Annotated in this window: 19 protein-coding genes; 12 read left to right on the forward strand and 7 right to left on the reverse strand. The window is 74.0% G+C overall.

Annotation, left to right across the window (positions count from 1 at the left end; all coding sequences use genetic code 11):
* Positions 1 to 1,265 precede the first annotated feature (1,265 nt).
* The 4 genes from ACY1JF_RS13795 to ACY1JF_RS13810 all read left to right on the forward strand — a co-directional run bounded on the left by ACY1JF_RS13795 (position 1,266) and on the right by ACY1JF_RS13810 (position 6,875).
* Entirely contained in the window at positions 1,266 to 4,184 is a 2,919-nt protein-coding gene (locus ACY1JF_RS13795) for an AfsR/SARP family transcriptional regulator (protein WP_462705372.1), read from the forward strand.
* Positions 4,185 to 4,367: 183 nt separating this feature from the next.
* The gene (locus ACY1JF_RS13800; RefSeq protein ID WP_462705373.1) at positions 4,368 to 5,357 is read left to right on the forward strand and encodes a small ribosomal subunit Rsm22 family protein; all 990 of its coding nucleotides are present in this window, start codon (positions 4,368 to 4,370) and stop codon (positions 5,355 to 5,357) included.
* A gap of 38 nt (positions 5,358 to 5,395) precedes the next feature.
* Entirely contained in the window at positions 5,396 to 6,040 is a 645-nt protein-coding gene (locus ACY1JF_RS13805) for a TetR/AcrR family transcriptional regulator (RefSeq protein WP_462705374.1), read from the forward strand.
* A 106-nt stretch (positions 6,041 to 6,146) separates the two neighbouring features.
* Positions 6,147 to 6,875, forward strand: a complete 729-nt coding sequence (locus ACY1JF_RS13810) for a bifunctional DNA primase/polymerase (RefSeq protein ID WP_462705375.1) — start codon at positions 6,147 to 6,149, stop codon at positions 6,873 to 6,875.
* Between the two features lie 66 nt (positions 6,876 to 6,941).
* Here the strand turns inward: ACY1JF_RS13810 and ACY1JF_RS13815 are convergent, their stop codons facing one another.
* Positions 6,942 to 7,913: an SCO2278 family lipoprotein gene (locus ACY1JF_RS13815; RefSeq protein WP_462705376.1), complete on the reverse strand. Its 972-nt coding sequence runs from the start codon at positions 7,911 to 7,913 to the stop codon at positions 6,942 to 6,944.
* A 267-nt stretch (positions 7,914 to 8,180) separates the two neighbouring features.
* On the opposite strand from ACY1JF_RS13815, the gene ACY1JF_RS13820 reads away from it, so the two are divergent.
* Together ACY1JF_RS13820 and ACY1JF_RS13825 are read left to right on the forward strand one after the other, a co-directional pair.
* Positions 8,181 to 8,870, forward strand: coding sequence for a PhzF family phenazine biosynthesis protein (locus ACY1JF_RS13820; RefSeq protein ID WP_462705377.1), 690 nt, complete (start codon positions 8,181 to 8,183; stop codon positions 8,868 to 8,870).
* 192 nt (positions 8,871 to 9,062) lie between these two features.
* Complete coding sequence (locus tag ACY1JF_RS13825) at positions 9,063 to 9,884, forward strand: endo alpha-1,4 polygalactosaminidase (RefSeq protein WP_462705378.1); 822 nt, start codon at positions 9,063 to 9,065, stop codon at positions 9,882 to 9,884.
* A 58-nt stretch (positions 9,885 to 9,942) separates the two neighbouring features.
* Here the strand turns inward: ACY1JF_RS13825 and ACY1JF_RS13830 are convergent, their stop codons facing one another.
* Together ACY1JF_RS13830 and map are read right to left on the reverse strand one after the other, a co-directional pair.
* Positions 9,943 to 10,590, reverse strand: coding sequence for a biliverdin-producing heme oxygenase (locus tag ACY1JF_RS13830; RefSeq protein WP_462705379.1), 648 nt, complete (start codon positions 10,588 to 10,590; stop codon positions 9,943 to 9,945).
* A 131-nt stretch (positions 10,591 to 10,721) separates the two neighbouring features.
* A complete protein-coding gene (gene map, locus ACY1JF_RS13835; RefSeq protein WP_462705380.1) occupies positions 10,722 to 11,579 on the reverse strand; it encodes a type I methionyl aminopeptidase in 858 nt (285 codons plus the stop codon).
* Between the two features lie 68 nt (positions 11,580 to 11,647).
* Here map and ACY1JF_RS13840 point away from each other — a divergent pair, with 68 nt between their 5' ends.
* From ACY1JF_RS13840 to ACY1JF_RS13855, 4 genes are all read left to right on the forward strand, one after another.
* Positions 11,648 to 11,866, forward strand: coding sequence for a hypothetical protein (locus ACY1JF_RS13840; protein ID WP_462705381.1), 219 nt, complete (start codon positions 11,648 to 11,650; stop codon positions 11,864 to 11,866).
* Positions 11,867 to 12,009: 143 nt separating this feature from the next.
* Positions 12,010 to 13,098: a sialidase family protein gene (locus ACY1JF_RS13845; protein ID WP_462705382.1), complete on the forward strand. Its 1,089-nt coding sequence runs from the start codon at positions 12,010 to 12,012 to the stop codon at positions 13,096 to 13,098.
* 9 nt (positions 13,099 to 13,107) lie between these two features.
* The gene (npdG, locus tag ACY1JF_RS13850) at positions 13,108 to 13,824 is read left to right on the forward strand and encodes an NADPH-dependent F420 reductase (RefSeq protein ID WP_462705383.1); all 717 of its coding nucleotides are present in this window, start codon (positions 13,108 to 13,110) and stop codon (positions 13,822 to 13,824) included.
* A 65-nt stretch (positions 13,825 to 13,889) separates the two neighbouring features.
* The gene (locus ACY1JF_RS13855) at positions 13,890 to 14,054 is read left to right on the forward strand and encodes a hypothetical protein (protein ID WP_462705384.1); all 165 of its coding nucleotides are present in this window, start codon (positions 13,890 to 13,892) and stop codon (positions 14,052 to 14,054) included.
* Position 14,055: 1 nt separating this feature from the next.
* On the opposite strand, the gene ACY1JF_RS13860 is transcribed toward ACY1JF_RS13855, so the two are convergent.
* Positions 14,056 to 14,853, reverse strand: a complete 798-nt coding sequence (locus tag ACY1JF_RS13860) for a site-2 protease family protein (protein ID WP_462705385.1) — start codon at positions 14,851 to 14,853, stop codon at positions 14,056 to 14,058.
* Between the two features lie 334 nt (positions 14,854 to 15,187).
* Here ACY1JF_RS13860 and ACY1JF_RS13865 point away from each other — a divergent pair, with 334 nt between their 5' ends.
* Complete coding sequence (locus ACY1JF_RS13865) at positions 15,188 to 18,538, forward strand: AfsR/SARP family transcriptional regulator (RefSeq protein ID WP_462705386.1); 3,351 nt, start codon at positions 15,188 to 15,190, stop codon at positions 18,536 to 18,538.
* Positions 18,539 to 18,544: 6 nt separating this feature from the next.
* Here the strand turns inward: ACY1JF_RS13865 and ACY1JF_RS13870 are convergent, their stop codons facing one another.
* The 3 genes from ACY1JF_RS13870 to panB form a co-directional block, all read right to left on the reverse strand.
* Positions 18,545 to 19,354, reverse strand: a complete 810-nt coding sequence (locus tag ACY1JF_RS13870) for an ABC transporter permease (RefSeq protein ID WP_462705387.1) — start codon at positions 19,352 to 19,354, stop codon at positions 18,545 to 18,547.
* Positions 19,351 to 20,379, reverse strand: a complete 1,029-nt coding sequence (locus tag ACY1JF_RS13875; RefSeq protein ID WP_462705388.1) for an ATP-binding cassette domain-containing protein — start codon at positions 20,377 to 20,379, stop codon at positions 19,351 to 19,353. The genes ACY1JF_RS13870 and ACY1JF_RS13875 overlap by 4 nt, the downstream gene beginning before the upstream one ends.
* Positions 20,380 to 20,516: 137 nt before the next feature.
* Positions 20,517 to 21,398 carry a 3-methyl-2-oxobutanoate hydroxymethyltransferase gene (gene panB, locus ACY1JF_RS13880; RefSeq protein ID WP_462705389.1) on the reverse strand — a complete coding sequence of 294 codons (882 nt, stop codon included), beginning with the start codon at positions 21,396 to 21,398 and terminating at the stop codon, positions 20,517 to 20,519.
* Positions 21,399 to 21,660: 262 nt separating this feature from the next.
* Between panB and ACY1JF_RS13885 the strand changes: the two genes are divergently transcribed.
* Positions 21,661 to 22,734: an endonuclease/exonuclease/phosphatase family protein gene (locus tag ACY1JF_RS13885; RefSeq protein WP_462705390.1), complete on the forward strand. Its 1,074-nt coding sequence runs from the start codon at positions 21,661 to 21,663 to the stop codon at positions 22,732 to 22,734.
* Positions 22,735 to 22,795: the final 61 nt, after the last annotated feature.

The raw sequence follows: 22,795 nt of genomic DNA on the forward strand, positions 1-22,795 counted from the left end.
ACAGGACGGGCCGCCTCGACGACACGGCAGAGGGAGACCTTCGCACGGCCGACCGGCGTCCTGAGGGCCGTGCGGAGGTCTCCCTCCGCCCGCGTCTGTGTCACCTCTACGCTCCCCAGACCACCGGTACGTGGAGCCGTAACGCGGGTATGTCGCCGATCGGGTCGGTACTACCTCCCCCTTCCGGCACTACGCTGTCCACCCTGCGACTGGTACTGCTGGTACTGCTGGTACTGCTGGGAGGGCTGGGAGGGCTGGGAGGAACCGCCACCCGCCCCGGACCGCTGCCCCCCTTGTCCCAGCCTGGCCGCCGCGGCCACCCCCGGGGGCGGTGGGGGCAGCAACAGCCGCTCGTAGGGATGGGTCGCTCCCGGCTGGGGCGACCTATCTCTACCCCTCTCGATCACCTCAGGCGCCACCCCCTGCTGCAACATGAGTTCGCCCGGGGGGACCTGAACGGCAGGCGGTACGTTCCTGGTCGGCGCGTTGGCCGGTATGTCGGCCGGAGCGGTGTACTGGGCGGTGTAGCTCTGTCCTGCGGGGGGTTGTTGCCTTGGGAGGTAGGCGGCGGGCACGGTGTACTGGGCGGCGTAACTCTGTTCCGCGGGGGGTTGTTGCCTTGGGAGGTAGGCGGCGGGCACGGTGTACCGGGCGGCGTAACTCTGTTCTGCGGGGGGTTGTTGCCCCGGGAGGTAGGCGGCGGGCTGGGACGCCGCAGGGGCGGGTACGTACCATCCCCGACCGGTCGGCTGGGCGGGCGCGGCACCGCGACTCGAACTTCCGTGACCCTGCTGGGCGGTCAGCCCGTGGCCGAGGACCACGGGGGCGAGCCGGGGCTGTTGGTGGGAAGACGGGCCGACAGGTGAGCCCATGGTCGGATCGTCGGGCATGGTGTGACTTTCCGTGTAGCTTTGAGCGGGCTGGATCCTACGTGGCGGCATTGCGTCACTTCCGATCGACTCGATGCTGAAGTTGGCGATACTCCCAACGGAACGGGAGCCCTCAGGGTTCAGCCCCGATCAGGTCCCCTCGGACACCGTGCGTCGTGGAGGCGCCGGGTGCTGATGGGCCGTGGTGCGCCACCCGACGCTCCCTGACTACGCGGATGTGACGGTGCACCGCTTGTTCTCGGCGTGTGCGACTGTCCGGTGCCTGTGTGACAGAACGGCAACCGTACGGGTACGAAGGTCCCCGTGCTGTAACGGAATGGCCGGTTCCCCCATTGTGCGATGAACCACGAGCCTTCTTGTTTCATCGTTGGTGAAGTGAACACCGCACATGAGATCCCTGACTCCCCGCGCTTCGCCGTGCTGGGTCCGGTCCGGGCCTGGCAGGGCGAACGGGAACTGGAACTCGGCTCACCGCAGCAACGAGCCGTTCTCGCCGCGCTGCTGCTGCGGCGCGGGCGTCTCGTCACGGTGAGCGAGCTCGTCGACGCCGTCTGGGGTGAGGAACCGCCGGCGGCGGCCGTCTCCGTCCTGCGGACCTATGTGTCGCGGCTGCGCAAGGTCCTGGAGCCCGGGCGGACCACGGGGGACCCGCCGCGGGTGGTCGTCTCCGCCGCGGACGGATACCTGATCCGTGTCCCCGAGAAGGCCCTGGACCTGAGCGTGTTCGAGGCGCGGCTGGCCGAGGCGAGGAGACTGCGCGCCGCGGGCGAGATGTCCGCCGCCGCGGAGCTGCTGCACACCGCGCTCGGCGCGTGGAAGGGAACACCGCTGGCCGGACTTCCCGGCCCGCTCGCCGAGGCCGAGCGGTCCCGGCTGCACGAGGAGTGGCTGGACACACTGCAGACCCGCCTGGAGACGGATCTGCAACTCGGGCGCCACCGCGAAGTCATCGCCGAACTGACCTCGCTGACCGGTGAGCACCCGCTGCGGGAGCAGCTGTGCCGACTGCTCATGCTGGCGCTGTACCGGTCCGGACGGCAGGCCGAGGCGCTGGCGGCCTACCGCAGGACGCGCAAGACCCTGGTGACCGAGCTGGGCATCGAGCCCGGCGCTCCGCTGAGGGAACTGCACGACCGCATACTGGCCGCCGACGGGTCACTGGACCCGGCGCCGGCGGCGGCGGGGGAGACCGGTCCGCCGCAGGCGTCCGCGGACGTGCCCGAGCGGCCCGACGCGGATTCCCGGACGGTTCCGGACGTGACACGGCCCGCTCAGCTCCCCGCCGACCTGCCGTCCTTCACCGGACGCCGGACAGAACTCGACCAGGTGCTGGCGCTGTTGCCGGTGGACGGCACCGCTCCGTCCACCGTGGTGATCAGCGCGATCGGCGGTATGGCCGCCATCGGCAAGACCACGCTGGCGGTGCACTGGGCCCACCGGATCGCCCACCGTTTCCCCGACGGCCAGCTCTTCATCAACCTGCGCGGCTTCGACCCGGTCGACCCGGTGGTGCCGCCGGGGGAGGCCATCCGCACGTTCCTCGACGCGCTCGACGTCCCACCGCAGCGCATCCCCGTGGGCTTCGACGCCCAAGTGGCCCTGTACCGGAGCCTGCTCGCCCGCCGGCGGGTGCTGATCCTCCTCGACAACGCCCGGGACACCGACCAGGTCCGGCCGCTGCTGCCCGGAACGCCCGGTTCCCTGGTGATCGTCACCAGCCGCAACGAGCTCACCGGCCTGGTCGTCGGCGACGGGGCGCACCCGCTGACGCTGCATCCGCTGACGTCCGCCGAGGCGCACGGCTTCCTGGTCAAACGCCTCGGCGCCGGGCGGGTGGCGGCGGAGCCGGAAGCGGCGGCGGAGCTCATCGCGCACAGCGCCCGTCTGCCGCTGGCGCTGGCCATCGTGGCCGCCCGCGCCGCCGCCTACCCCGGCTTCTCGCTCAGCGCCATCGCCGAGGACCTGCGGGAGAACCAGGGCAGCCTCGACGCGTTCGCCGGCGGTGACATCACCACCGACGTACGCGCCGTCTTCTCCTCGTCGTACCGGGCCCTGTCGGCCCCGGCCGCGCGCATGTTCCGCCTGCTGGGCCTGAACTGCGGCCCCGACATCTCCACGCCCGCCGCCGCCGCGCTCGCCGAGCTTCCCGCGCGCGAGGCCCGGAACCTGCTGGACGAGCTCACCCGCGCCCAGCTGGTCATCCAGCACCGCCCCGGCCGGTACACCCTGCACGACCTGCTGCGGATCTACGCCACCGAACAGGCCCATGTCGAGGAGACGTCCAAGGAACGGGCCATGGCCGTGGAGCGGCTCTGCCTGTGGTACCTGCACACCGCGGACGAGGCTTACGCGCGGATCACCCCGGACCGCCGCCGTGTTCCCCTGGAACCGAAACCCGCCTCCTGCCACCCCCTGGTGTTCACGACGCAGGAGCAGGCCATCGACTGGTGCACGACCGAACGGGCCAACCTGGTCCTGGCCGTCCACGGCGCAGCCGAGGCCGGGTTCACGGGCATCGCGTGGCGGCTCCCCGCCGTCCTGTGGGGGTTCTTCTACCTCCGCAGCCATACGGAGGACTGGGTCAGCACCACCCGGGCGGGACTGGCCGCGGCCCGGGCGGCCGGCGACCGGCTGGGGGAGGCGCAGAGCCGCATGGACCTGGCCGCCGCCCTGCGCATCGCGGGCGGGATCGACGAAGCCGTCGACCACCTGCACCGGGCGATGGCCCTCTACCGGGAACTCGGGGACGTCTACAGCAGGACGGCCGCCGTCTCCAACCTGGGCGACGCGTACCTCAAGGCCGGCCGGCTCGACAGAGCCGTCGAGTACACCCGCCGTGCGCTGGCCATCTTCCGCATCCTCGGCAGCGCGTGGCCGGAGGGGATCGCCCTGAGCAACCTGGGCGACGCCTATCAGCAGCTCGGCCGCTTCGACGAGGCCGTCGACAGCCTGGAGGAGGCGCTGACCGTCCTGCGGGCCACCGGCAACCGCTGGGTCGAAGGAGTCGCGCTCGACGTCCTCGGCACGGTCCACCGCCGGCTCGACCGCCACGACGACGCGCTCGCGACCTACCGGCTGGCCGTCGAAGCGCACCGCGACAGCGGCAACCAGTGGGGAGAGGGCCACACCCTCGGGCACATGGGGGAGACGCATCTGGCGTCCGGCCGGCTGAAGGCCACGCGGACCAGCTGGAGGCTGGCACGCGCGGCCCTCGAGAAGTCCGGTCACGCGGAGGCCGGGGAGATGCGGGAGAAACTCGGCGCCCTGGGCGAACGGCTGTCCGGACGCCGCTGACCCGTCACCGGTCGGCGCGCGGACGCTCCCGCCGGGCCGTGGCCCGACCGGCCGTGGCCGACACCCGAGGGCCGGCCCGCGCGCCGGCGGGGCCACCACCCCCCGGCGCGATCCGGCACACCGGCACCCAAGGTGCGAACCGCGGCGGCACACCGACAAGGGGTGACCTCGTAGAATCGTCGGGTGAACGCCCCCGCCCCGCCCGCCGACACCCTGCGCACCGCCCTCGCCGGGCTGCTCGACGGGCTGCCGCCGCGCCAGGCCGCCCAGGCCGTGGAGCGGCTGATCGCCACCTACCGGGGCGCCACCCCGACCGACGCGCCGATCCTGCGGGACCGCGCCGACGCGGTCGCCTACGCCGCCTACCGGATGCCCGCCACCTTCGAGGCGGTGCGCGCGGCGCTGGCCGCGTTCGCGGCGGCCGTGCCCGGCTGGGCCCCCGCCTCCCACACCGACGTCGGCGGCGGCACCGGCGCGGCGACCTGGGCCGTCGGCGCCACCTGGGACGGGGAGCGGACCTCGACCGTGCTCGACTGGGCCGAGCCCGCCCTCGCCCTCGGCCGGGAGATCGCCGCCGCCGACCCGGCCCTGGCCGCCGTACGCTGGCGGCGCTCGCGGATCGGCGCGGCGCTCACCCTGGACCCCACCGACCTCGTCACCGTCTCCTACGTCCTCAACGAGCTGACCGCCCCCGACCGCGCCGCCCTCGTCGACGCCGCCGCCGGCGCCGCGCGGGCCGTCGTGATCGTCGAACCGGGCACCCCCGACGGCTACGCCCGGGTGATCGAGGCCCGCGGCCGGCTCGTCGCGGCCGGCTTCCACGTCGCCGCCCCCTGCCCGCACAGCGCCGCCTGCCCCATCGCCCCCGGCAGCGACTGGTGCCACTTCGCGGCCCGGGTCAGCCGCTCCTCCCTGCACCGCCAGGTCAAGGGCGGCTCCCTCGCCCACGAGGACGAGAAGTTCGCCTACGTCGCCGCCGTCCGCCCGCCGGTGCCGGCCGCCCCCGCCGGCTCCCGCGTGGTGCGCCGCCCGCAGCTCCGCAAGGGACAGGTCCTGCTCGACCTGTGCGAGCGGGAACCGGCGCTGCGCCGCGCCACGGTCACCAAGCGCCACGGCGACCTGTACCGGGCGGCCCGCGACACGGACTGGGGCGACCCCTGGCCGCCCGCGTGACGAGACGTGCCGTCTTGCCGTCCTGGTAGATTCGTCCCATGCCCGCTCCCCGACGCCGCAGTGAGAAGTCCCGCAGGGCCATCTACGACGCCGCCCTCGCCCTCGTCGGCGAGATCGGCTACCCGAGGACGACCGTCGAGGGCATCGCCGCCCGCGCCGGCGTCGGCAAGCAGACCATCTACCGCTGGTGGTCCTCCAAGGCGGACGTCCTGCTGGAGGCATTCCTCGACCTCGGCGAGCGGCAGGCCGCGCAGGCCGCGCAGGCCGCGGGGGAGCGGGAAGCCGGACCGGACCAGGAGGGCGAGCCGGCCCCGTACGGCATCCCGGACACCGGCGACCTCGCCGCCGACCTCAAGGCCGTGCTGCGGGCCACCGTCGACGAGCTGCGGGACCCGAGGTTCGACGCCCCGGCCCGCGCCCTGGCCGCCGAAGGCGTCGTCGACGGGGAACTGGGCCGGACCTTCGTCGCCAAGCTGCTCGAACCCTCGCTCCAGCTGTACGTCGAGCGGCTGCGCGCCGCGCAGCGGGCGGGCGACGTACGCCCGGAGATCGACCCGCGCATCGCCCTGGAGCTCTTCGTCTCCCCGCTCGCCCAGCGCTGGCTCCAGCGCACGGCGCCGTTCTCGTACGAGTACACCGACACCCTCGTCGACTACGCCCTGAACGGTCTGGCTCCGCGCTGACCGTACTTCGCCGGCCCGGCAACCGTGCCCCTTCCCGGCACCCGAGGCGCACAATGGTGGGACCATGGGGCATGCTGATGCGCACGACGGCGAGGCGAGGGGATAGATGAGCGCGGAGTTCGGCGGCCGTAGCGGCCTACAGGGCAGGCTCTCGCACTGGCTGCGCGGACGCCGCCCGAAACAGACCGCCGACGAGGGCGGCCGGGAGACCCTGCTGCTCGCCGCCGCCGCGGCCGGACTGCCGCTCGCGCCCGCCGCGCACCCGGCCGGCTACCGCTGCTCGTGCGACCGCGTCGGCTGTCCCACCCCCGCCCGGCACCCCGTCTCCTTCGCCTGGCAGACCCAGTGCACGACCGACCGCGCGCAGATCGAACGCTGGGCCCGCCACCAGCCGCAGGCCAACTTCATCACCGCCACCGGCATGGTCCACGACGTCCTCGACGTCCCCCTCCAGGCCGGCCGCGAGGCGCTGGAGCGGCTGCTCGCCACCGGGGTCGAGGTCGGCCCGGTCGCCGAGAGCGACGACGGCCGCATGCTCTTCTTCACCCTCACCCGCGGCACCCCCGAGGACGAGGACGAGTGGTGGCCGTGCGAGCTGGACTGCCACCCCGACACCACGGACGAGCACCCCGGCCTGCGCTGGCACTGCCGCGGCTCCTACGTCCTCGTACCGCCCGCCCGGCTGCCCGGTGACCACGGCGTGCACTGGGTGCGGGGCCCGGAACACCCGCTGCCGGACCCGCTCACCCTGCTGGAGGCGCTCACCGACGCGTGCGCCCGGCACGCCGGCACCGACACCGGCCAGGCGGGCACCGCCTGGCCCCCGCGGCACTGAGCCCCGCGGCACTGGCCCCCGCGGCACTGGCCCCCGCGGCACTGAGCCCCGCGGCCGGCCCCCGCCTCACTCGCCCTTAGCCGAGGTCAGCCCCTGGACCCGCCCCAGGATCGACACCTCGTCCTCGGCGGCGTCACGCGCCGGGTCGAGGGCGACCTCGTTGGAGACGAACTCCATCGTCAGCGTCTGCTTGATCTCCCCGTCGGTCAGCGCGAGCACGTCCTTGTTCGGGGTGGGCACCGAGGCGCCCCGCGCGGCGGTCTGCTTCTCGTAGTGCCGGGTGGTGAAGAACACCAGGGCCCCGCCGTCCTCCGTGCGCAGCGCGAGCGGCGCGTGGTCGCCGTCGGTCAGCGGTTCGTCGATGTACTGCGTCGCCAGCCCCGGGCGGCTCGCCTGCGTCTCGCGCTGCGCCCGCCAGGCGCTGGTGTGCGCGCCGGGGGCGAAGCCGTCCCCGCCGTCCCGCAGGTAGTTCGCGTAGTTCTTGCTCAACTTGGCGGGGCTCATGGCCAGTTGCGCGGAGTTGGCGGACACGGCCTCCGCCCAGCCGTCCCGGTCGGTCTTGAACTCGGGCACGTCGTCGGGGGCGACGAGCGTCAGGTACGCCACCTGCCAGGTCTCGTCCAGGCCGTCGCGGGCGAACACCAGCAGCCAGCGCACGTCGCCGCCCTTGTTGCCGCGGGCGTCGGCGAGGAACCAGCGCGGCCAGCCCGCCTTCTTCGGGATCGTGTAGGTGACGTCGGTGAGCTTCAGCGGGCTGTGCGACGGGTTGCCGCCGGGGCTGTTGGCCTTGCCGGCCTCCAGCCGGGCCGAGTCGATGTCGGCGAGGGCCCCGGTGGTGTGATCGGCGTCCAGGGAACCGTCGTACGCCTTGTCGGCCGCGTTGTACGCGGCGGTGAACTCCGCGAGGGCCTCGGCGGCTTCCGCGCGGGTGGCCCCGGGCAGCACCTCGCGCTCGCCGTGCACCACCACGCACCCGCTCGCCGTCAGCGACAGGGCGATCACGGCCCCTGTCAGGACGCTCCGGTCAAGCCTGCTCATCAGGTTCCTTCACCTTCCCCTTCCCGGAGGCGAACCCTACCGGTGCCCGGCACGGCGCGGACGCCGGGACCGGATACCGGGTCCGGCGGCGCCCGCCGGACGCGGCGCGGGGCGGCCGGGGCGGCACCGGGCCCGGCGGCACCGGGCCGGACCGGGCGGCGGAGCCGGTGCCGTGGACCGTACGGCTCCCGCCGGCCGTGCCCGTGCCGGCCCCGCCGCCCCCCGCCACCGGGGCCCCGCGGCGTTTCCCGGTGCTTCAATGCTCCCGTGACTGACTACGACGTGCTGCGCGTCTTCTGCGCGGCGAACGGCGGCTACGGCAACGAACTCGGCGTCGTCCGGGACGGTTCCGTCCTGCCGGAGCGGGCGGAGCGCCAGGCCTTCGCCGCCGAACTCGGCTTCAGAGAGACCGTGTTCGTCGACGACCCCGAGCGCGGCGTCATCGACATCTACACCCCCACCCTGCGCCTGCCCTTCGCCGGCCATTCCTGCGTCGGCACGGCCTGGCTGCTCGACGTGGGCGAACTCGTCACCCCCGCCGGGGTGGCGGGCGCCCGGCAGGACGGCGAGTTCAGCTGGATCGAGGCGCGCGCGCAGTGGGTCCCGCCGCGCACCCTGCGCCAGTACGCCACCCCCGCCGAGGTCGACGACCTGCCGGTGCCGCCGAAGGGGGAGTGGATCTACGCCTGGGCCTGGGAGGACGAGGCGGCCGGACGGATCCGCGCCCGGGCCTTCCCCGGCCGCACCGATGAGCGCGGCGAAAGCCGCTCCGGTGGAGCCGGTGCTTGCGCCGGGGGCATCGACGAGGACGAGGCGACGGGCGCGGCGGCCCTGCTGCTCACCGACCGGCTGGGCCGGGCGCTCAACATCACCCAGGGCGCCGGTTCTCAGCTCCTGACGGCACCCCAGCCGCAGGGGTGGGTGGAGATCGGCGGAAGGGTGTTCCTGGAGCGCTGACCTCCCGTCACCGACCGTTCTTGACAGGGCAACCAGTGATCGGTTTACTCGGGCGGCGCCGGCCCCCACAGTCGGCGAAAGAGGTGCGCCCAGCCGGTAATTGGCCCCCCGGCCAGAGCCCGGACCGAGTCGCCAGGACCGCCGCCGGCGTCCGAGGCGGGGACGTACCCGCAACCGCATGGAGCTCGCCGTATGAGCCGTCATTCCCTGACCTCCCGCAAGACCCTGTTCCTGGCCGGCGCGGTCACCGTCGCGCTGGCCGTCGTGGCGGGCGCCCCGCTCGGCGCCGGCGCCGCCACGCCGTCGGTGACCCTGCCCCCCGCCGGCGCGGACTTCGACTACCAGATCGGCGGCGCCTACACCCCGCCCGCCGGCGTCGAGGTGGTCACCCGCGACCACGAGGACTCCCCGGTCAGCGGCCTGTACAACATCTGTTACGTCAACGCCTTCCAGACGCAGCCCGGCGCCACCGACGAGTGGAAGGACCTGCTGCTCGAGGACGCCGACGGCAACGTCGTCTACGACGACGAGTGGGCCGGCGAGGCCGTCCTCGACATCACCACCGAGGCCAACCGCAAGGCCATCGCCGAGAAGGTGGGCGGCTGGATCGACGACTGCGCCGCCAAGGGCTACCAGGCCGTCGAGCCGGACAACTACGACACCTACGACCGCTTCGGCGACCTGCTCGACGCCTCCCAGGCCCAGGCGCTGATCCGGCTGCTGGCGGAGCGCGCGCACGCCGCCGGCCTGGCGATCGCCCAGAAGAACACCGCCGACCTGGCCGAGAACCGCGAGGCCAACGGCCTCGACTTCGCGGTGGCGGAGGAGTGCGGCAAGTACGAGGAGTGCGACACCTACACCGACGCCTTCGACGACCACGTGATCGTCATCGAGTACGACGACGAGGGCATGGCCAACGCCTGCGCCGGCTGGGGCGGCACGCTCAGCATCGTCAAGCGCGACTACGACGTCACCACCCCCGGCGGCGACGAGTACGTCCGCGAGACCTGCTGACCCCCTGAACGGGGCGCCGGGGCGGAGCACCGCCCCGGCCCGGCGCCCCCACCGCCGGCTACGCGCTGAGCGGGAACTCCTCGCCCAGCGCCCGGAAGACCGCCGTGTTCAGGGCGAACGCCCGCTTGCACTCGGCCACGATCCGCTGCCGCTCCAGCTCGTCGGCCCGGACGCCGTCCAGCAGCTCCCGGTAACCGCGCTTGAACGCGGCCGGGTTGGTGATCTCCTCGAAGACGTAGAACCGGACCCCGTCGCCCTTCCTCGCGAAACCCCAGGTCCGCTCGGCCCGGTCGCGGATGATCTGGCCGCCGGAGAGATCGCCCAGGTAGCGGGTGTAGTGGTGGGCGACATAACCGGCCGGCCACCGCTCGGCGCACTCCCGCACCCGGGCCGCGTACGCCTCGGTGGCCGGCAGCGGGGCCAGCCCCGCCCGCCACCCCGCGCCCCGCAGATGCGCCAGGTCGCGCTCCAGCGACGGCAGCCGCTCCAGCTCCGGCCGGATGAAGGGACCGGCCACCGGGTCGGCCGCGAGCCGCCCGGCGGCGGCCTCCAGCGCCTCGTACACGAACCACAGCTGCTCGGTGTAGCGCGCGTAGGCGTCCACGCCGAGCCGGCCGCCGAGCAGGTCGCTCATGAACGTCGAGGTCTCGGCCTCCGTGTGCTGCGCGTGGGAGGCGGTGCGGATGAGCGTCGAGAAGGAGTCCATGCGCCGATCTTCTATGGTTAGGCTAACCTAAGTCAATGGTTTGCCGACGTCCTGTCGGCAAGAGCGTACCCGGCGGCGCGTGAAAAGACCCGCCCTCCGGAGGAGAGCGGGTCGGCGGGGGCGCTCGGGCGTCAGGGCAGCGTGAGGATCTCCGCGCCGGTCTCCGTGACCACCAGGGTGTGCTCGAACTGGGCCGTGCGCCTGCGGTCCTTCGTCACGACCGTCCAGCCGTCGTCCCACATCTCGTACTCGTGCGTGCCCAGCGTCAGCATGGGCTCGATCGTGAAGGTCATCCCGGGCTGGATGACGGTCGTGGCGTGCGGGCTGTCGTAGTGCGGGACGATCAGCCCCGAGTGGAACGACGAGTTGATCCCGTGCCCGGTGAAGTCCCGCACCACGCCGTACCCGAACCGCTTCGCGTACGACTCGATGACCCGGCCGATGACGTTGATCTGCCGGCCCGGCCTGACCGCCTTGATCGCGCGGTTCAGCGACTCCCGGGTCCGCTCGACCAGCAGCCGGCTCTCCTCGTCGACGTCACCGACCAGGTAGGTGGCGTTGTTGTCGCCGTGCACGCCGCCGATGTACGCCGTCACGTCGAGGTTGACGATGTCGCCGTCGCGCAGCACCGTGGAGTCCGGGATGCCGTGGCAGATCACCTCGTTGACGCTGGTGCACAGCGACTTGGGGAAGCCCCGGTAGCCGAGCGTCGACGGATAGGCCCCGTGGTCGCACATGTACTCGTGCGCCACCCGGTCCAGTTCGTCCGTGGTCACACCCGGCGCGATGAGCTTCGCGGCCTCCTCCATCGCCCGCGCGGCGATCCGCCCGGCCACCCGCATCGCCTCGATCGTCTCGGGCGTCTGCACCTCCGGACCGGTGTACGGGGCCGGGGCGGGCTTGCCGACGTACTCGGGCCGGCGGATGTTTCCGGGTACGGAACGGTTGGGAGAAAGCTTCCCTGGAACGAGCAGCGACTGGCCAGACATGTCAGCGAGTCTAACCAGCGGGCATAAGAGACCATGTCCCCCGCGGCATCTGGCGAAAGGAGCCGGTCATGGCCCTGTTCAAGAAGCGTACGGTCGGCAGACCGGGCGAGTGGTACTACTGCCTCCAGCACCAGAAGGTCGAGGAGGGGCCGGAGTGCCCGGCCAAGGACCGCTTCGGCCCCTACCCGTCGCGCACGGAGGCGGAGCAGGCGATGCGGACGGCGCGCGAGCGCGACCTCCAGTGGGAGAACGACCCGAAGTGGCACGACGCGCCGGAGCGCGAGTGATCCCGCGGGGCGGGTGCGGGTAGGGGATGGCCAGTTCCCCGCGCCCCTGCGGGGCGCGTCGACCGCACGTCCCCCAAGGGGCGCGGGGAACCGCGCGAGCAACCACGGACCACCCGCACCCGCCCACGACAACAGGAGCCCCCATGACCGCCGCAGGTCCCGGCACCCGCCCGGAGGGCGTCCCCTCCGTCCCCTTCCGCGCCGGCGAGGACGGCCACGCCAGCTACCGCATCCCCGCCACCGTCCGCACCGCGGCCGGCACCGTCCTCGCCTTCTGCGAGGCCCGCGCCGCCGGCCCCGCCGACCACGGCACCATCCGCGTCGCCGTCAGGCGCTCCACCGACGGCGGCCGCACCTGGGGCCCCCTGATCATCGCCGCCGAGAACGGCGACGGCCTGGCCGGCAACCCGTCCCCGGTCGTCCTCGGCACCGGCCGCGTCCTGCTCGTCCACGTCCGCAACGCCGCGCACGCCACCGAGGCCGCCATCCGCCGCGGCGAGGTCACCGCCGAGGACGGGCGCCGCGTGTGGGTGACGCACAGCGACGACGACGGACTCACCTGGTCCCCGCCCCGGGAGATCACCGACCGGGTCAAGCGCCCGGAGTGGCGCTGGTACGCCACCGGCCCCGGCCACGCCCTGCGCCTGCGCACCGGCCGCGTCGTCGTCCCCGCCAACCACTCCCTGCCCGACGGCCCCGACGGCGGTCACTGCCTGTTCAGCGACGACGACGGCGCCACCTGGCACCTCGGCTACGTCGACGACGGCGACGGCACCGCCGCCCGCGTCGCCGCCAACGAGTCCACCGCCGCCGAACTCCCCGACGGCCGCCTCTACGTCAACGCCCGCACCATGCCCCCGTCGCCCGGCCCCCGCGCCGACGCGTACTCCGAGGACGGCGGCCGGACCCTGACCGCCCCCTTCCGCCTCCAGCCGGACCTGCCCGGACCCGTCTGCCAGGGCAGTGTCCTCGCCCTCCCCGGCGCCGGCCCCCTGCTCTTCTCCGGCCCCGCCGACCCCGCCGCCCGCGCCCGGATGACCCTGCGCGTCTCCACCGACGGCGGCACCGGCTGGCACCCGGCCCTCACCCTCGACGACCGCCCCGCCGCCTACTCCGACCTGGTCCCCCTCGGTGACCGCTCGGTCGGCCTGCTCTACGAGACCGGCGACGACGGACCGTACGGGACGATCACCTTCCGGCGGCTCGCCGTGTCCGCCGGCGGACCCGCATAGAGTCGGCCCATGACCTCTACCGATACCGGCAGCGCCGCACAGAAGAAAGCCCCCGCCAAGGACCCCTGGGACCTCCCCGACGTATCCGGCCTGGTCGTCGGCGTCATCGGCGGGACCGGCCCGCAGGGCAGGGGCCTCGCCTACCGCCTCGCCCGGGCCGGCCAGAAGGTGATCGTCGGCTCCCGGGCCGCCGACCGCGCCCGGGCCGCCGCCGAGGAGATCGGCCTCGGCGTCGAGGGCGCCGACAACGCCGAGACCGCCCGCCGCAGCGACGTCGTGATCGTCGCCGTGCCCTGGGAGGGACACGGCGACACCCTCGCCTCCCTGCGCGAGGAGCTGTCCGGCAAGCTGGTCGTGGACTGCGTCAACCCGCTCGGCTTCGACAACAAGGGCGCCTACGCCCTCAAGCCCGAGGAGGGCAGCGCCGCCGAACAGGCCGCCGCCCTGCTCCCCGACAGCCGGGTCACCGCCGCCTTCCACCACCTGTCCGCCGTCCTGCTCCAGGACCCGCAGATCGAGGCGATCGACACCGACGTGATGGTGCTCGGCGAGGCCCGCGCGGACGTGGAGATCGTCCAGGCGCTGGCCGGCCGCGTCACCGGCATGCGCGGGATCTTCGCCGGGCGGCTGCGCAACGCCCACCAGGTCGAGTCCCTGGTCGCCAACCTGATCTCCGTCAACCGCCGCTACAAGGCCCACGCGGGACTCCGCGTCACGGACGTATGAGGCGATGGGGGACACTGGTGGGCAGCAGCCAGACCGCCCGTGTCCCCCCGACAGGAGCCGACCCCATGCCCCGCCTCGCCCTCTACGCCCTGATCGTCTGCGTGCTCGCCGTGGTGGCGGCCGTCGTCTCCTTCACCCAGGGCGCCGTCCTGGTCGGCGTGGTCTGGGTGCTGCTGGCGGGACTGTCGTCCAACATGTGCTGGTACTACCTCAAGCGCCGCCGCGCCTGAGTCACGCACCCGTCGTGCAGAGCTCGTCGGTCTGCCAGAAGCGGTACAGCTCGAAGCCGCAGTACGAGTCGGCGTCACCGATCCCCAGCCACCCCAGCACGGCGTCGATCGCGTCGAAGAACACGCCGTTCAGCACCGGGATCCACAGCAGCGCGAACACGAACAGCAGCCCGAACTGGGCGAACGGCTCCAGCTGCCGCCGCACCCGGTACGACAGCCAGGGCTCGATCACCCCGTAGCCGTCCAGCCCCGGCACCGGCAGGAAGTTCAGGATCGCCGCCGTGACCTGGAGCAGCGCCAGGAACGCCAGGGCCAGGCGGAAGTCGCGCGGTACGCCGTCCAGCGCGTCCAGCCAGAACGGGGCGGTGCACACGACGGCGAACGCCGCGTTGGTCAGCGGGCCCGCCGCCGAGATCAGACTGTGCCGCCAGCGGCCCCGGATGCGGCCCCGCTCGATGAAGACCGCGCCGCCCGGCAGACCGATGCCGCCCATGATCACGAAGACGACGGGGAGCACGATGCTGAGCAGCGCGTGCGTGTACTTCGCGGGGTTCAGCGTCAGATAGCCCTTGGCGCCGACCGAGATGTCCCCGCTGTGCAGGGCGGTGCGGGCGTGCGCGTACTCGTGCAGGCACAGGGAGACGACCCAGGCGGCCGTCACGAACAGGAACACCGCGAGGCCCGGCTGCTCGGCGAACCCGGTCCAGGCGGCCCAGCCGGTGACCGCGGCGACGGCGACGATCCCGAGGAAGACGGGGGACACCCGCCGGTCACCGGGGCGGGCGGGGGCGGTGGTCATGACAGCGGGGCTCCTGTGCTCGGGGTCGGTGCTCGGGCTCGGTGCTCGAGGGTCGGTGGTCGGGCTCGGTGGTCGGGGTTCGCGGTCCGGGCGAGTGGTCCGGTCCGGGGTCGTGGTCCGGGCAGTGTGGTTCGGGCAGTGTGGTCCGGGTTCGTGACTCGGGCAGTACGGTCCGGGCGCGGCGGAAGGCTCGACCGTACCGGTGCCGAGGTGGGAACGCGCCACGGGGGACCCGCGGTTCCACGCCCCGCGGGTCCACGCCCCCTGAGACCGGAGCCCGGTGAGACCGGAGCCCCGTGAAACCGGAGGCGGCGCCGGCGCGTCCCCGGGGACAATGGACCCCGTGCGCTACCGCATCCTCGGCACCACCCAGGCGATCCGCCCCGACGACAGCACCGTCCCGGTCGGCGGGGCGCGGCTGCGCGCGCTGCTGACCGTGCTGGCACTGCGCGCGGGCCGGACCGTGCCGCCCGGCCTGCTGGTCGACCAGGTGTGGGACGGCGACCCGCCCGCCGACGCCACCGGCGCCCTCCAGGCCCTGGTCGGACGGCTGCGCCGGGTGCTCGGCGCGGACGCGGTCGCCCTGGCCGACGGCGGTTACCGGCTCACCGCCGTCCCCGACGACGTCGACCTGCACCGCTTCGAGCGGCTGGCCGGCGAGGGCGCCCGCGCGCTGGCCGACGGCGACCCGGACAAGGCGGCCGGCGTCCTCGACGACGCGCTGGCGCTGTGGCGCGACCCGGTCCTGGCCGACCTGCCCGACCGCACCGCCGAGGCGGCCCGCTGGGAGGCCCGGCGCCTGGCCGCGCTGCGCGCCCGGCACACCGCCGCGCTGCGGCTCGGCGACGCCGAGCGGTCCCTGCCCGAGCTGACCGCCCTGTGCGACACCCACCCCCTGGACGAACCCCTCCAGGCGCTGCGGCTGCGCGCCCTGCGCGACACCGGCCGCACCGCCGAGGCCCTGGCGGCCTACGAGGACGTACGCCGGCTGCTCGCCGACCGGCTCGGCTCCGACCCCGGCCCGGACCTGCGGGCCCTCCACGCCGCACTGCTGCGCTCCGGTACCGAACCGGCCCCGCCGCCCCAGGACCGCGACCGGTACCGGGACCGCGACCGGTCCGCCGGCCACGACCGTCCCCCGGCCCCCGCCCGGAACGGCCCGCCGGCCCGCCCCCGGGGCAACCTCCGGGCCCGCCTCACCTCCTTCGTCGGCCGGGACACCGACCTCGCCACGCTCCGCGCCGACCTGCGCGCCACCCGGCTCGTCACCCTGCTGGGCCCCGGCGGCTCCGGCAAGACCCGGCTCTCCCTGGAAGCCGCCGAGACCGCCGGGGACACCGCGCGGGACGGCGCCTGGCTCGCCGAACTCGCCCCGGTCGACGACCCCGCCGCCGTACCCGAGGCCGTACTGACCGCCGTGGGCGCCCGCGAGACCGTGCTCTACGGCGCCGGCGCCGAGGAGCTGCGGGTCGCCGCCGAACGGCCCGCCACCGCCGTCGAACGCCTCGTCGAGCACTGCGGGCGGCGCCGGATGCTGCTCGTCCTCGACAACTGCGAGCACCTCGTCGACGCCGCCGCCCGCCTAGCCGAGGAACTCCTCACCCGCTGCCCCGGCGTCACCGTCCTCGCCACCAGCCGCGAACCCCTGGGCGTACCGGGTGAGTTGGTGCGGCCGGTGGAACCGCTGCCCGAGCCGTCCGCGCTGCGGCTCCTCGCCGACCGGGGCAACGCCGCCCGCCCCGGCTTCCGCGTCGAGGACGACCCCGACGCCTGCGCCGAGATCTGCCGCCGCCTGGACGGCCTGCCGCTCGCCATCGAACTGGCCGCCGCCCGGCTGCGCGTCCTGACCCCCCGCCAGATAGCCGACCGGCTCGACGACCGCTTCCGCCTGCTCACCTCCGGCAGCCGCACCGTCCTGCCCCGCCAGCAGACCCTGCGCGCCGTCGTCGACTGGTCCTGGGAGCTGCTGGACGAGGACGAACGGGACGTGCTGCGCCGCCTGTCGGTGTTCGCCGGCGGCTGCGACCTGGCCGCCGCCGAGGCGGTCTGCGGCCCCGCGGCCCTGGAGGCGCTCGGCTCCCTCGTCGACAAGTCCCTGGTGGTGGCCGCCCCCGCCGGGGACGGCGGCGAGATGCGCTACCGGCTCCTGGAGACCGTCGCCGAGTACGCGGGCGAACGGCTCGACGAGGCCGGCGGACGGGCCCCCGCCGAGCGCGCCCACCTGACGTACTACCGCGAACTGGCCCGCACCACCGACCCGTTGCTGCGCGGCCGGGACCAGCTGGCCGCCATCGCCCGCCTGGAGCGGGAGTACGAGAACATCCGCACCGCGCTGCGGCACGCCGTGGCCGAACGCGACGAGCAGGAGGCGCTGTGCCTGGTGCTGTCACTGACCTGGTACTGGCTCGTACGCGACCTGCGGATCGAGGCCCGCGCCTGGAGCAAGGAGGTCATGGCGCTGGGCCCGGACCCGTTCACCGACCCGCCGGTGCCCGCGGCCCCCGTCCTGGAGCGGTGCACGAGCGCCCCGCCCCCGATGACCGGCGAGGTCCTCGCCGAGGCCCGGCGCGGCGTGCGCCTGTCCCAGCTGGCCTGCATGGACACCGAGCTGGACATCTGGCAGACCCCGGCGGGGCAGGCGAAGCTGCGGGCGATCGCCGCCACGTACGAGCCGGGGCTGCCGCAGACCTGCCGCAGCCCCGGCCTGTTCTGGTTCTTCGCCGTGGTGCTCACCGGCGACATGGACCGGCTGCGCGTCATCCTGGACGCCACCGTGCGCACCTGCCGCACCACCCCGGGCTTCGAGTGGGAGCTGGCCTGCGTGCTCCAGTGGCGTGCGATCATCCTCTCCAACCGCTCCGACTGGGCGGGCGACGCCGCCCGCGACGCCGACGAGTCGCTGGAGATCTACCGGCGCCTGGGTGACGAGTGGGGTCTGGCCGAGGCCCTCTCCGCCCGCGCCGAGTCCCGCGAACGCGGCGGCGCGTACCGGCTCGCCGCCGCCGACTACGAGGCCGCCGCGCGGTACGCGCGACGGCTGGGCGCCCACGCCCAGGTGGACGTGCTGGAGGCCCGGCTCGCCGGCTCGCTGCTGGAGGACGGCCGGGAGGCGGAACGGGGCGAGCGCATCCTGCGCGAGGTCGCCGAGCGCTCCGACGACGGCGGCCACAACAGCGCCATGCCCGCCGCCCGGCTGTTCCTGGCCGGCTGGCTGGCCCGGACCGGACGGACCGCCGAGGCCCGGGAGCAACTGCGGCTCATGCGGCGGAACTTCAGACTCACCCACTTCGTCGTCTTCGACGCCTTCATCCTGGGCACCGAGTCCTGGATCGACGCGCTGGAGGGGCACTACGACACCGCCCTGGACAAGGCCCGCCGGGCGCTGGCGCGCAGCGACGACCCGCTGTCGGTGGCCATCGCGCCGCACCTGCGCTCCGTCCACCTGGTGATCGCCGCCCTGCCGCTGGCCCGGATCGACGGCGGCGGCCGGGCCCGCGACGCCGCCCGCTGCCTCGGCGCCGCCGCCGCGCTGCGGCCGTCCGGCCAGGCCGAGGAGGGCATGGAACGGGCGGTGCGGCTGCGGGCCACCGAGTGGGCCCGGGCCGCGCTGGGGGAGGAGGAGTACGAGGCCGCGTACGCCGAGGGCGCCGGCCTCTCCCTGGCGGAGGCCGGCGCCCTCGTGTGAGACGCGTCAGCTCTTCGTGCGGAACTTGTGGATCGCCACCGGCGCCATCACCGCCGTGATCGCCGCCGACCAGCCCAGCGTGATCCACAGGTCGTGCGCGACCGGACCGCCCACCATCAGTCCGCGCGCGGCGTCCGCGAGCGTGGAGAGCGGGTTGTAGTCGGTGAAGGCCTGCAGCCAGCCCGGCATCGACGCGGTCGGCGCGAAGATCGACGAGCCGAACTGGAGCGGGAACAGCACCAGGAACCCCATCGCCTGCACGGACTGCGCGTTCTTCAGGATCACGCCGAGGGTGAGGAACACCCACATGATCGAGGAGGCGAACGCGGCGGACAGCCCCACGGTCGCCAGCAGCCCGCCCCAGTGCTCGATGTCGAAGCCGACCAGCACGGCGACGACCATCAGCACCGCGGTGGCGAACAGCATCCGCGCCAGCTCCACCGCGATCTTCGCGAACAGCACCGAGCCGCGCCCGATCGGCAGTGACCGGAACCGGTCCATCACCCCGGAGTTGAAGTCCTGGCTGAACCCGGTGCCGACGCCCTGCGACAGGCTCATGCTCATCATCGCGATCATGCCGGGGATCACGTACTGGACGTAGCCGTCCTGTCCGCCGCCCAGCGCCTGGCCGATCGAGCCGCCGAAGACGTACACGAACAGCAGGGTGAAGACGACCGGCATCAGCAGCGCGTCGAACATCGACTCCGGGTCCTGCCGGATCCACAGCAGGTTGCGGCGTATCAGGGCCCCGGTGTGCCGGACGTGGCCGCGCAGCGGGATCCGGGCGTCGGCCGTGGTGACGGTGGTGGCGCTCATACGGCGACCTCCTCGCGGGTGTCGGTGGCGGGCGCGGGGTCCTGCGGGGCACTGGCGCGGTGGCCGGTGAGGGACAGGAAGACCTCGTCCAGGCTGGGCAGTTCGGTGGTGACGGAGGAGAGCGTGACGCCCTGCGCGGTGACCGCGCCGACCACCGCGGTCAGCTGCTCGTCGCTGAGGACCGGCACCAGCACGGCGCCGCGCTCGGTGTCGACGGTGGTGGAGGCGAGCCCGGTGATGCCGAGCCCGTCCAGGAACGCGGCCATCGGCCGCAACTGCTCCGGGTCGGCCGGCCTCACCCGCAGGGTGCGCCCGCCGACCTTCGCCTTCAGCTCCTCGACGCCGCCGTGCGCGATGACCCTGCCGCGGTCCACGACGGTCAGCTCGGAGGCGAGCTGCTCGGCCTCCTCCATGTACTGGGTGGTCAGCAGGACCGTCACCCCGTCCCCGACCATGGCCTTGACCTCGTCCCACACCTCGTTGCGGGTGCGCGGGTCCAGACCGGTGGTGGGTTCGTCCAGGAACAGCACGGCGGGCCGCCCGATCATGGACGCCGCCAGGTCCAGGCGCCGCCGCATGCCACCGGAGTACGTACGCGCGGGGCGCCTGGCGGCGTCGGTGAGCGAGAACCGCTCCAGCAGCTCGTCGGCGCGCGCGCGGGCGTCCTTGCGGGGCAGGTCGAGCAGGCGGCCGATCAGGTAGAGGTTCTCCCAGCCGGGCAGCTTCTCGTCGACCGACGCGTACTGCCCGGTGAGTCCGATGACGCGGCGCAGCTGCCGGGGCTGGCGCAGCACGTCGTACCCGGCGACGGCGGCCTCGCCGGAGTCGGGGGTGATCAGGGTGGACAGGACGCGCACCAGCGTGGTCTTGCCGGCGCCGTTCGGCCCGAGCACGCCCATCACGGTGCCCTCGCGCACGTCCAGGTCGACGCCGTCCAGCGCCTTGGTCTCGCCGTAGTGCTTGACCAGCCCCCGGACACGGACGGCGGGGCGCGCGCCGCCGGGGCGGTTGTCGGTTCGCTTCATGCCGACGACGGTGCCAGCCCCCACCGACAGACGGCCGACAGATCACCGACATCCGCCCGCGGGGCATGGCGGGGCCCCGCCGACGGGGGAAGATCGGCGGGGCCCGGCGTCGTACCGCAGTGGCTTGTACGGACTGGTCAGTGGACGGAGTGCTCCTCCTGCGGGAACGTTCCGCCCACGACGTCCTCGGCGAACGCCTTCGCCGCGTCGCCCATGACGGTGCGCAGGTCGGCGTACTTCTTCACGAACTTCGGCACCCGCCCGCCGGTCAGCCCGAGCATGTCGGTCCACACCAGCACCTGTGCGTCCGTCCGGGGACCGGCGCCGATGCCGACGGTCGGGATGTGCAGCGTCCGGGTCACCTCGGCGGCCAGCTCGGCCGGCACCAGCTCCAGGACCACCGCGAAGGCGCCCGCGTCCTGCACGGCCTTGGCGTCCCGCAGCAGCTGCTGGGCGGCCTCCTCGCCGCGGCCCTGCACCCGGTAGCCCATGGCGTGCACGGACTGCGGGGTGAGGCCGATGTGCGCCATCACCGGGATGCCGGCCTCGACGAGCAGCCGGATCTGCCCGTGCGAGCGCTCACCGCCCTCCAGCTTCACGGCCCCGGCGCCCGCCTCCTTCACCAGCCGGGTCGCCGAGCGCAGCGCCTGCGCCGGGCTCTCCTGGTACGAGCCGAAGGGCAGGTCGGCGACGATCAGGGCCCGCCTGGTGCCCCGGACCACGGCGGCCGACAGCATGGTCATCTCGTCGAGGGTGACGGGGACGGTGGTGTCGTAGCCCAGGTGACAGTTGCCCGCCGAGTCGCCGACCAGCATGACCGGGATGCCGGCCTCGTCGAACACGGACGCGGTCATCGCGTCGTACGCGGTGAGCATGGGCCACTTCTCGCCGCGCTCCTTGGCCAGCGCGATGTCCCGGACGGTGATGCGGTGGGTGCCCTTGCCCCCGTACAGCGCCTTGCCGCTGCCGTCGGAGGGCTTGTCGGTCGGTGCGTTCCGGGCAGCCGAGAGCTGCGTCATGGCAACGGCTCCTTCATGTCATCTCGAGGCGCCCTGACGGCGTCCCCGGACCACCTCCATGGTGGCACCTCGCGGCCGGGGACGGCTAGGGGCCCCGCACGGACTCGCCCGGCGGAGCGCCCGTGGCCCGCCGCGCGCCCCCGCGTGCACGTCCCCCTGCCCGTACGGCCCCGTGGGGGAGGGCCGGAAGGGCACGTTCCGATCCCCTAGGGTGGTCGCACGGGGTGACCGTGTGCACAGCAGGCAGTGAGGCGACGAGGGCATGGCGCAGCAGGTTCACATGGCGGAGACGGACGACGGCGGCGCCGGGCCGGAGCGCCGTCCGGACCGACGGCCGCGCCCGCTGGACCGGCTGCGGCGCCTGCTCGGCCGGCTGACCGGGGGCTGGCGCGGGGACCGCCGGATCTGGCGCCGGGGCGTGGTCACCGCCGTGGCGGCCGTCCTGCTGGCCGGCGTCATGGCCGGGCACGCGCGCATCCCGAACGCGGTCGGCAACCTGGGCAGCCTCACCGAGACCTTCCTGCCGTGGTTCGGCCTGCTGGTCCCCGTACTGCTGCTGATCGCCCTGGTCCGCAGGTCGGCGACCGCGCTGATCGCGCTCCTGGTCCCGGCCGTGGTGTGGGCGGACCTCTTCGGCGGCCTGCTCACCGCCAAGTCCCACGGCGGCGGCGACCTCACCGTGGCCACCCACAACGTCAACGCCGACAACGCCGACCCGGCCGGCACCGCCCGCGCGGTCGCCGCCTCGGGCGCGGACGTGGTGGCGCTGGAGGAGCTGCGGGCGTCGGAGGTGCCGACGTACGAGAAGGCGCTGGAGCCGGTGTACGCGTACCACCGGGTCGTCGGCACCGTCGGCCTGTGGAGCACGTACCCGATGAGCGACGTCGACTCCGTCGACATCAAGCTGGGCTGGACCCGCGCGATGCGCGCCACCGTCGCCACCCCGGCCGGCGAGGTCGCCTTCTACGTCGCCCACCTGCCCTCGGTGCGGGTGAGGCCGGCGGCCGGGTTCACGGCCCGGCAGCGGGACCGCAGCGCCGACGCGCTGGGGCAGGCCATAGAGCGGGAGGCGCTGGACAAGGTCGTGCTGCTCGGTGACCTGAACGGCACGGTGAACGACCGCGCGCTCAACGCGGTCACCTCCCAGCTGCGCTCCACGCAGGGCGCGGCGGGGGACGGGTTCGGGTTCAGCTGGCCGGCGTCGTTCCCGCTGGCGCGGATCGACCAGATCCTGGTCCGGGGCCTCGAACCGGAGAGCAGCTGGACCCTGCCGGCGACGGGCAGCGACCACCTGCCGGTCGCGGCGCGTGTGAAGGTCGACACATCGGCGTCCTGAAAGCCCAGCTCATCCTCGTCCCGACCGTTCGCCGAAACCCACCCGTCACCTGACGGAATAC

Source organism: Streptomyces sp. SYSU D01066-1 (assembly GCF_054956795.1).

Excerpts from the sequence above, each read along its gene's own strand:
- ACY1JF_RS13815 (WP_462705376.1), bottom strand. The coding sequence starts at position 7,913 with ATGAGCAGGCTTGACCGGAGCGTCCTGACAGGGGCCGTGATCGCCCTG.
- ACY1JF_RS13870 (WP_462705387.1), bottom strand. The coding sequence starts at position 19,354 with ATGAGCGCCACCACCGTCACCACGGCCGACGCCCGGATCCCGCTGCGC.
- ACY1JF_RS13885 (WP_462705390.1), top strand. The coding sequence starts at position 21,661 with ATGGCGCAGCAGGTTCACATGGCGGAGACGGACGACGGCGGCGCCGGG.
- ACY1JF_RS13830 (WP_462705379.1), bottom strand. The coding sequence starts at position 10,590 with ATGGACTCCTTCTCGACGCTCATCCGCACCGCCTCCCACGCGCAGCAC.
- ACY1JF_RS13855 (WP_462705384.1), top strand. The coding sequence starts at position 13,890 with ATGCCCCGCCTCGCCCTCTACGCCCTGATCGTCTGCGTGCTCGCCGTG.
- ACY1JF_RS13845 (WP_462705382.1), top strand. The coding sequence starts at position 12,010 with ATGACCGCCGCAGGTCCCGGCACCCGCCCGGAGGGCGTCCCCTCCGTC.
- ACY1JF_RS13865 (WP_462705386.1), top strand. The coding sequence starts at position 15,188 with ATGGACCCCGTGCGCTACCGCATCCTCGGCACCACCCAGGCGATCCGC.
- ACY1JF_RS13840 (WP_462705381.1), top strand. The coding sequence starts at position 11,648 with ATGGCCCTGTTCAAGAAGCGTACGGTCGGCAGACCGGGCGAGTGGTAC.
- map (WP_462705380.1), bottom strand. The coding sequence starts at position 11,579 with ATGTCTGGCCAGTCGCTGCTCGTTCCAGGGAAGCTTTCTCCCAACCGT.
- ACY1JF_RS13810 (WP_462705375.1), top strand. The coding sequence starts at position 6,147 with ATGAGCGCGGAGTTCGGCGGCCGTAGCGGCCTACAGGGCAGGCTCTCG.
- ACY1JF_RS13875 (WP_462705388.1), bottom strand. The coding sequence starts at position 20,379 with ATGAAGCGAACCGACAACCGCCCCGGCGGCGCGCGCCCCGCCGTCCGT.
- ACY1JF_RS13860 (WP_462705385.1), bottom strand. The coding sequence starts at position 14,853 with ATGACCACCGCCCCCGCCCGCCCCGGTGACCGGCGGGTGTCCCCCGTC.
- ACY1JF_RS13825 (WP_462705378.1), top strand. The coding sequence starts at position 9,063 with ATGAGCCGTCATTCCCTGACCTCCCGCAAGACCCTGTTCCTGGCCGGC.
- npdG (WP_462705383.1), top strand. The coding sequence starts at position 13,108 with ATGACCTCTACCGATACCGGCAGCGCCGCACAGAAGAAAGCCCCCGCC.
- panB (WP_462705389.1), bottom strand. The coding sequence starts at position 21,398 with ATGACGCAGCTCTCGGCTGCCCGGAACGCACCGACCGACAAGCCCTCC.
- ACY1JF_RS13805 (WP_462705374.1), top strand. The coding sequence starts at position 5,396 with ATGCCCGCTCCCCGACGCCGCAGTGAGAAGTCCCGCAGGGCCATCTAC.